This is a genomic window from Saccharothrix sp. NRRL B-16348 (genome assembly GCF_001280085.1).
In the GTDB taxonomy this organism is placed as follows: domain Bacteria; phylum Actinomycetota; class Actinomycetes; order Mycobacteriales; family Pseudonocardiaceae; genus Actinosynnema.
In genome coordinates this window covers 1-8,105 of sequence record NZ_LGED01000032.1, presented here as the reverse complement: position 1 = coordinate 8,105, position 8,105 = coordinate 1, and the positions used below count along the sequence as shown (strand labels likewise).

6 protein-coding genes and 1 pseudogene are annotated in these 8,105 nt (G+C 72.6%); 6 read left to right on the top strand and 1 reads right to left on the bottom strand.

What is annotated here, in order from left to right; genetic code table 11:
* The first annotated feature begins 215 nt into the window (after nucleotides 1–215).
* The 3 genes from ADK67_RS06290 to ADK67_RS06280 are packed head-to-tail and all read left to right on the top strand — an operon-like array spanning nucleotide 216 to nucleotide 2,452.
* Nucleotides 216–1,067, top strand: coding sequence for a fructosamine kinase family protein (locus ADK67_RS06290; protein WP_053715441.1), 852 nt, complete (start codon nucleotides 216–218; stop codon nucleotides 1,065–1,067).
* A 4-nt stretch (nucleotides 1,068–1,071) separates the two neighbouring features.
* Nucleotides 1,072–1,635, top strand: a complete 564-nt coding sequence (locus ADK67_RS06285) for a DUF1349 domain-containing protein (RefSeq protein ID WP_053715440.1) — start codon at nucleotides 1,072–1,074, stop codon at nucleotides 1,633–1,635.
* Between the two features lie 16 nt (nucleotides 1,636–1,651).
* Nucleotides 1,652–2,452 carry an SURF1 family cytochrome oxidase biogenesis protein gene (locus tag ADK67_RS06280; protein WP_053715439.1) on the top strand — a complete coding sequence of 267 codons (801 nt, stop codon included), beginning with the start codon at nucleotides 1,652–1,654 and terminating at the stop codon, nucleotides 2,450–2,452.
* On the opposite strand, the gene ADK67_RS06275 is transcribed toward ADK67_RS06280, so the two are convergent.
* Entirely contained in the window at nucleotides 2,394–3,362 is a 969-nt protein-coding gene (locus tag ADK67_RS06275) for a cobalamin biosynthesis protein (protein ID WP_053715438.1), read from the bottom strand. The genes ADK67_RS06280 and ADK67_RS06275 overlap by 59 nt on opposite strands.
* Nucleotides 3,363–3,413: 51 nt before the next feature.
* On the opposite strand from ADK67_RS06275, the gene ADK67_RS06270 reads away from it, so the two are divergent.
* The 3 genes and pseudogenes from ADK67_RS06270 to ADK67_RS06260 form a co-directional block, all read left to right on the top strand.
* Nucleotides 3,414–4,895, top strand: coding sequence for a DUF2397 domain-containing protein (locus ADK67_RS06270; protein ID WP_053715437.1), 1,482 nt, complete (start codon nucleotides 3,414–3,416; stop codon nucleotides 4,893–4,895).
* Nucleotides 4,895–6,061, top strand: coding sequence for a TIGR02678 family protein (locus ADK67_RS06265; RefSeq protein ID WP_053715436.1), 1,167 nt, complete (start codon nucleotides 4,895–4,897; stop codon nucleotides 6,059–6,061). Before ADK67_RS06270 ends, ADK67_RS06265 begins: the two co-directional genes overlap by 1 nt.
* Nucleotides 6,058–8,105, top strand: a pseudogene (locus ADK67_RS06260) (TIGR02680 family protein); the annotation flags it as partial. The gene ADK67_RS06265 and the pseudogene ADK67_RS06260, both read left to right, overlap by 4 nt.

Below are 8,105 nucleotides of genomic sequence, written 5' to 3'. Positions count from 1 at the left end.
CCGTTCACCTCTACCCGCGGCTCCGACTGATGGCTGCCCCCTTGATACGTGTGGTAGCCCGGAGGGAGGTCGGTGGGATGACACGAAACCCGCACCAACAACGGACCCGCCACAGAACCAGGGCAGTCGGGGTCATCCTGCTGATCTGCCCGTCCGGCGAGGACAGCTTTTGATCTTTAAACCCGCTCACCCCACCAAACAGCAGGGAGCCGCCCATGGACAACCGCTGCACAACGGAAGCAACAGAAGCAGCAGCAGCCCTGACCGGAGTCCCGACGACCGGCACCAAACAGCTCGCCCCCACCGTATGGAAGATCGACCTCGCCAACGGCGACCGAATCATCCTCAAACGACACGACGACCCGAACGCGGCCCTAGCGGAAGCCACCGCCCTCGACTGGCTGACCGAACCCGCCGGCCCACCAGTACCCCACCTGCGAAAACACGCCGGCCAATGGCTGGCAATGGATCACGTGCCACCAGGCCGCCCGACCCCCGCAACCGCCGAGGACTTCGGCCGACGCCTCGCCGCGCTCCACGCGACCGGCGCACCCGCCTTCGGCGCCCCACCACCCAACGGACCCACCGACGCCTGGATCGGCCTGGCACCAATGCGGAACGTGCCATCGAACAACTGGCCCGAATGGTTCGCCGAGCACCGCATCGCCCACTACACCCGCCTCGCCGTGCACGCAGGCGCGCTGACCACCACCGAGGCCCAAACCATCGAGAACGTGCGGGTGGAGGCGCCCGACGAGCCGCCCGCCCGCCTGCACGGCGACCTGTGGAACGGCAACGTGCACTGGGCCGTCGACGGCCGCGCGTGGCTGATCGACCCCGCGGCCCACGGCGGTCACCGGGAGAGCGACCTGGCCATGCTGGCCCTGTTCGGCTGCCCCCACCTGGACCGCGTGCTCGCCGCCTACGACGAGGCCGCGCCGCTGGCCGACGGGTGGCGCGACCGGGTACCGCTGCACCAGCTGTTCCCGCTGCTCGTGCACGCCGTGCTGTTCGGTCGCGGCTACGCCCGACAGGCCTTGTCGGCGGCGCGATCGCTGTCAGGATGACCGCATGGGGATCAAGGCGTTCGACCGCGACGACTGGCGGTGGCTCAACGAGCCGCGCGCGTGGAGCGACCAGGACGGGCTGACCGTCACCAGCGACCCGGACACCGACTTCTGGCGCACCACCCACTACGGCTACGACCGTGACAGCGGCCACGTCCTCGGCGCGCCGCTGACCGGCGACTTCACCATCGCCGCCTCGTTCACCGCGGACTACGCCGCCCAGTACGACCAGGCCGGCATCGCGCTGTGGCTGGACGACCGGAACTGGATCAAGGCGGGCGTCGAGCTGGTGGACGACGAGTTCCAGGTCAGCACCGTCGTGACCAGGGACTTCTCCGACTGGTCGGTGGTGCCGGCCGGACGCGTCGACCGGGTGACGATCGCGGCGGTGCGCGAGGGTGACGCGGTGACGGTCCGCTACGGCGTCGGTGACGCCGAGCCGACGACCCTGCTGCGGCTGGCGTACTTCCCGCCCGTGGTGGAGACGCTGGTGGGCGTGATGGCGGCGGCGCCGACGGGCCCCGGCTTCACCGTCCGCTTCGACCGGGTGCAGGTCACAACGGCGTAGGGCTTACCGTGGTCACGTGCGGTTGAAGTTCCTGTTGCAGCCCGGGTGGCTGGCGTTGACGCTGGTCGTCTGGGTGTTCGCGGGCGCCTGCTTCACGCTGCTGGCGCCCTGGCAGTTCAACCGCGACACCGAGCGCGACGCGCAGAACAACGCCGTCACGTCGTCCCTGCGCACCGACCCGGTGCCCGTCACCACGCTGCTCGACCGGTCGAACGCCGACGTCGAGTGGCGCCGTGTGACGCTGACCGGCCGCTACCTGCCCGACGGGCAGGCGGTGGCACGCCTGCGGACCGTGCAGGGCGAGGCGGCGTTCGAGGTGCTGACGCCGTTCGAGCTGACCGACGGCCCGACCGTGCTGGTCGACCGCGGTTACGTGCGGCCGGTCAACGGCATCAAGGTGCCCGACCTCGGGCCCGTGCCGACCGGTGACGTGACGCTCGTCGCGCTGGCCCGCCGGGACGAGTCGGACACCCGGGACGCGTTCCAGGAGGACCGGCACCGGCAGGTGTACTCGGTGAACTCCGCCGTCGTCGGCCGGGCCGCCGGGCTCGACCTGAGGCCCGGCTACTTCCAGCTCACCGAGGGCCAGCCCGGCGTCGAACAGGCCCTGCCGCTGCCGAAGCTCGACGCGGGCCCGTTCTTCTCCTACGCGTTGCAGTGGATCGCGTTCGGCGCGATGGCGCTCGGCGGCTGGCTGTACTTCACCGTCCGCGAGGTCCGCCCCGGCGGCGCGCTCCAGGCGGACACCGGCAAGAAGGTCAGGCGGAAGTCCGTCGCCGAACAGCTCGCCGAAGACGAGGCCGCGCCAGCGCGATGACCGCGCTCACGGCCGCCGCCGACGCGCCGACCACCCGCGACAGCTCCACCGCCCGCGTCACGTGACCGGCGTCGGGGTTGCGGCCGTGCCCGAGCACCGGCCGGTCCTCCGCGCCGTGCGCGTACACCGTGCGCCCGCCCAGCCGGACCTCCAACGCACCCGCGAACGCCGCCTCGACCTGACCGGCGTTCGGGCTCGGGTGCGCCGCCGCGTCCCGCCGCCACGTCCGCCACGCCTCGCCCGCCGACCCGCCGACGACGGGCGCGCCCGCCGCGGTGAGCAGCGCGGCCAGCCGCGACGGCAGCAGGTTCGCCACGTCGTCCAGCCGTGCCGCGGCCCAGCCGAACCGGCGGTAGCGCTCGTCGCGGTGGCCGACCATGGCGTCGAGCGTGTTCGCCGCGCGGTAGCCGAGCAGCCCGGGCACGCCCGCGACCGCGCCCCAGAACAGCGGGGCCACCACCGCGTCGGACGTGTTCTCCGCCACGGACTCGACGGTCGCCTTCGCGAGGCCCATCGTGTCGAGCTTGCGCGGCTCGCGCCCGCACAGGTTGGGCAAACGATTGCGCGCCGCTTCGAGATCGCCGCCGTCCAGCTCGCGGCCCATCGCCGTGCCCTCGTCGGCCAGCGACGACCCGCCGAGCACGACCCACGTCGCCGCGGCCGTGGTCAGCGCCTGGAAGACCGGGCTGCGCTTGCCCAGCCGCTCCACCGCGACACCGGCGAGGACCGTGCCGCCGACGAGCACGACCGTGTGCGCCACGCCGCCCGCTTGGTGGTCGCGGTAGAGCTTGCGCTCCAGCGCCGCCGCGGCACGTCCGAATCCCGCTACCGGGTGATACCTCTTGGGGTCGCCGAACACCGCGTCAGCGGCCACGCCCAGCACCAACCCCACCGCGCGCCCCAGACTCACACGGGCACGGTAGCCCGCACGTGTCGGACCGCCGCATTAGGGTGGCGCACCGTGGAACCAGCCGGCCGCCTCAAGCTCTACGCGTACCTGGACGCCCGCGATCACCAGCGCACCTACCTGGCGATCATGCGGCTGTTCACGTCGACGCTGCTGGCCGACCTGTCGGCGGGCGAGGTCGCGGGCGCGTTGGCGGGCGCCGAGCGCGAAGGCCGGGTCGAGCCGGGCGAGTCGCGCATCGAGAACGTGATCAACCGGCTCCGGCAGCTCGTCGAGTGGGGCAACCTGGTGCAGGGCAGGCGCGAGGTGGTGGCGTCCAGCATCGCCGAGTTCCAGCACGGCAGCGTCCGCTACCAGGTCAGCAAGCTCGCGGTCCGGGTGCAGCGGGACGTGGACGAGCTGCTGCGCGTGCCCGAGGGCGCCCGTGAGGTGTCGCGGGAGCTGCTGCCCGCCGTGGAACGCGGCCTCGACCGGTTGGGGCAGTCGCTGTCGGACGCGTTGATCAGTGGCGCGCCCCGCTCGCGGGAGGTGCTGGCCGAACAGGTCACCACGCTGTTCCTGCAGCACGCCGAGCTGGCCGCGACCGTGCGCGACTTCTACGCCTACCTGGGCCAGGTCGTGACGCGGCACCACCTGGCGCCGGAGGAGATCTCCGGGTTCCGCAACCTGCTCGTCGAGTACATCCAGATGGTCGTGGAGGACGTGCTGCGGCACACGCCGGCCATCGCGGACGCCCTGGCCAGGGTCACGTCCGCGCGGTCCGAGCTGCTGCGCCTGCTGGGCCGTGCCGACCTGGGTGACCAGGTGGAACGGGCGCGCGGGCGGTCGGCGGAGGACTGGCAGGAGCTGACCGACTGGTTCGTGGACCGCCCCGGCCGGCCGAGCCAGGTGACGGCGCTGCGCGAGGCCACGGCGCGCGCGATCGGGTCGCTGCTGGCGAGCGTGAAGCGGGCCACGTCCGGCGGCGGGCTGCTGCCGAGCAGGCGGGCCGAGCTGCTGAAGCTGGCCGCGTGGTTCGACTCGGGGACGCGCGCGGAGGCCCACGAGCTGTACGCGGCGGCGTTCGGGCTGTACTCGGCGCGGCACGTGTCGCCGGCGCCCGAGCACGACCGCGACAACGAGCGCACACCGTGGCGTGACGGGCCGGTGGTCGACGTGCAGGTGAGCGTGCGCAGCCGGGGCGACCGCGGCGCGCGCGGGCGCACGTCGCGGATCCTGGACGACCCGATGACCGAGCAGTCGCTGCTGGCCGAGGCGCGGGAAGCCGACGAACGGCGGGCCGCGTCGGTGGCCGAGCTGGCGGCGGCGGCGCCCCGGCTGGCGTCGACGACGTTGTCCGGTGAGGCGCTCGAAGTGCTGTGCGAGCTGCTCACGTTGGCGATGGCGCAGCGCGACACGGCGGCCGACTCGGGCTCGGCGACCGATCCGGTGCGCGGGCTGCGCGTGACCGTGTCGCACGAGGCCGGTCGTTCGACGCGGATCCGTTCGGCGGCGGGCACCTTGACGCTGCACGACTCGACGTTGGTGCTCGACTGATGTTCGACGACCTCTCCGAGATCGACGCGGCGAACGTGGTGCGCTGCGCCCGCACCCTGCTGCGGCGGCCGTTGCTGCGCGCCGACGGGCCGGACGGCGAGCTGTTGACGCTGGTCTACCGGCACCGGGCGGCGTTGCAGGACCTGTTCGCCCGGCAGCTGGGCTACCGGCTCGTGGTCGAACGGCGGTTCGCGCGGCTCTACAAGTCCGGGCCGGGCCCCGACGACTCGCGCGGCGTGCTCGGCATGTCGCCGCGCGGGTACGCGTACGTGGCGCTGACCATGGCCGTGCTGACCGGGGTCGGGCGGCAGGCGCTGCTGTCGCGGCTGGTGGCGGACGTCCGCGCGGCGGCGGTGGAGGCCGGGCTCACCGTCGTGGACGACGTGGCGGACCGGCGGGCGTTGACGGCGGCGTTGCGGCACCTGGTGTCGCTCGGCGTGCTGCACGAGACCGAAGGCACGGTGGACGTGCAGGCCGAGGCGTTGATCACCATCGACACCGACCTGCTCGGGCAGCTGCTGACCGGGCCGGTGGCCGAGGCGTCGTCGCCCGAACGGCTGGTCGAGCTGGCGGCACGGCCCGGTCCGCGCGGTGTCGAGCACGCGGTGCGGCGCAAGCTCGTGGAGAACCCCGTCGTGCTGTACGCGGACCTGCCGCCGGAGCAGGCGGAGTGGCTGCGGCGCAACCAGCGCAAGGAGACCGCGCTGCTGGAGACGTGCTTCGGCCTGCACACCGAGTGCCGGGTCGAGGGCGTGCTGGCGGCCGATCCCGAGGACTACCTGACCGACCTGTACTTCCCCGGCACGTCCACGGTGGCGCGGATCGCGTTGCTGGCGCTGCCGGAGCTGCTGGAGTCCGATCCTCTCGCCGGTGGACGGCACGCCGTGGACCGGGCACGGTTGTCCGAGGTGTGCTCACGGCTGGTGGAGGACTACCCGACCGCATGGTCCAAGCAGTTCACCGAAGACCTGGACCGGTTGGTCGACGAGGTGCTGGAGCTGTTGCGCCGCATGGGGTTGGCGGTCGTCTCGGAGGACGGGTGGCTGCTCAACGCCGCCGCGCACCGGTGGCTGCCGTCGCCGGACGGCGATCCCGAACGTGAAGTGGAGCCGGTGGTCGTGCCGGACGTGCCCAGCTGGTCGTTGTTCGATGAGGAGACCGCGTGAACAGGTGGCGGCTGCACAGGGGCGGCATCGTCAACATCTGGCAGTACACCGAGCAGACGTTCGACTTCTCCGGTGGGCGCGCGATCTTCCAGGGCACCAACGGGTCCGGCAAGTCGCGCACGCTGGAGCTGCTGCTGCCGCTGTGCCTGGACGGCGACCTGCGGCAGGTCGGCTCCAAGGGCTTCGACACGGTGTCGCTGCGGCGGCTCATGCTGGACGACTACGACGGCGGGCCGAACCGGATCGGGTACGCGTGGGTGGAGCTGACGCGTAGCTCGGACTCTGGCTCTGACTCGGGCTCGGGCTCGGGCTCGGACGAGTACATGACGTGCGGGTTGGGCGTGAAGGCGTCCAAGACCTCGCAGGCGATCACCGACTCGTGGCGGTTCATCACCTCTGCGCGCGTGGGTCACGGGTTGACGTTGGTCGGCGCGGACCGCACGCCGTTGGGGCCCGTGCAGCTGCGTGAGCTGATCGGCGCGGACTGCGTGCTGGAGGAGGCGGCGTTCCGGGCGCGCGTCGCCGAGACCGTGTACGGCGTGCCCGCGCCCCGGTACGGCGACCTGCTGCACCTGCAGCGGACGTTGCGCAACCCGGACGTCGGGTTGAAGGTGCTGGAAGGGCAGCTGGAGCAGATCCTGTCCGACGCGCTGCCGCCGTTGGACCAGGCGATGGTGGAGCAGCTGGCGACGTCGTTCGACGACCTGGAGTCGATCCGGGAGAACATCACGCGGCTGTCGTCGGCGGACGCGGCGCTGGGCACGTTCCTGAAGACGTACTCCGACTACGCGTTCGGCGGGTTGCGGGCGGCGGCGGAGCGGTTGGGCGGCGCCGAGGACGGGGTGCGCAAGCTGGAGCGTGCGGCGGCGCGGCTGTCGGCGTCGTTGGAGGAGACGCTGGCGGCGCGTGCGGCGGCGGAGCACTCGTTGGCGTCGTTGGAGGCCGGTGAGCAGCAGGCCGAGGACACCATCGGCGCGTTGAAGGAGCTGCCGGCGTTCCGCGACCTCCAGGACTTGCAGACGCGCGAGAAGCTGGTGGCGGAGAAGCGTTCGTCGGCGGTGGCGGCGTTGGACATGGCGAACAAGCAGCGGTTGCAGGAGGACGGCGCGGTCGACGGCGTGCTGCGGCTGCTGCGGCGGTTGGCGGAGGACCTGGGTTCGGCGCAGGAGCTGGTCGAGCCGTTGCGCCACCACCTGCGCATGACCGGCCTGTCCCCCGCTGCGGTTCCCGAGGTGCCGACCGTGTCCACTTCGGACGCTGTGGTCCGCACGGAGTCGGTGCGGGCCAAGCCGGACCCGGAAGCCGAGCCGCTGCCGATCGAGCGCCGCGTGCCGCCGGCGGTCGAGGTCGAGGTCGGGACGTTGGAAGCGGTGGCGGCGCGGACGTCGGAGATCGCTTCGGCGGCGCGGCAGCGCGGGGCGTTGGCCCTGGCGTTGGCGGCGCGGGCGGCCGAGCTGGATTCGGCGCAGCGGAAGGTGGAGGCGCTCCGCCAGACGGCGCGGGACGCTCAGCACGCGGCGACCGAGGCGGCGGCGTTGCGCAACCAGGAGGCGCAGGAACTGGCGGAGGTCGCCCAGGGTTGGCTGGCCGACGTCGAGTCGTGGCAGAACTCCGGCCCCCTGGCCACGGCCCACCCCGACGCGCCGCTCCCCCTGCCCACCACCGTCGACCCGGCCACCGCCCGCACCCTGACCACCACCGCCCGCGAGTGGGTGAGTCCCCTGGTCACGGCCGCGCGGGCCGACGCGCACGCGGCCGCGCAACGTCGGGCCGACCTGATCACGTCGATCAACGGCCGCGACGCCGAACTCTCGGGCCTGCGCTCGGGAACCGCCCAAACCCCGGACCGTGGCCGCTTCACCGCGCCGACCCGGGACACCACCACCGGCGCCCCGTTCTACCGCTTGGTCGACTTCCACCCGACCGTCGACGACAGGTCCCGGGCGGGCTTGGAGGCAGCCCTGGAGGCATCGGGCCTCCTGGACGCCTGGGTCACACAATCGGGTGAACCTGCCCCGAATATGTACGGAAACACCGTTACCGC

Excerpts from the sequence above, each read along its gene's own strand:
- ADK67_RS06290 (WP_053715441.1), top strand. The coding sequence starts at position 216 with ATGGACAACCGCTGCACAACGGAAGCAACAGAAGCAGCAGCAGCCCTG.
- ADK67_RS06285 (WP_053715440.1), top strand. The coding sequence starts at position 1,072 with ATGGGGATCAAGGCGTTCGACCGCGACGACTGGCGGTGGCTCAACGAG.
- ADK67_RS06265 (WP_053715436.1), top strand. The coding sequence starts at position 4,895 with ATGTTCGACGACCTCTCCGAGATCGACGCGGCGAACGTGGTGCGCTGC.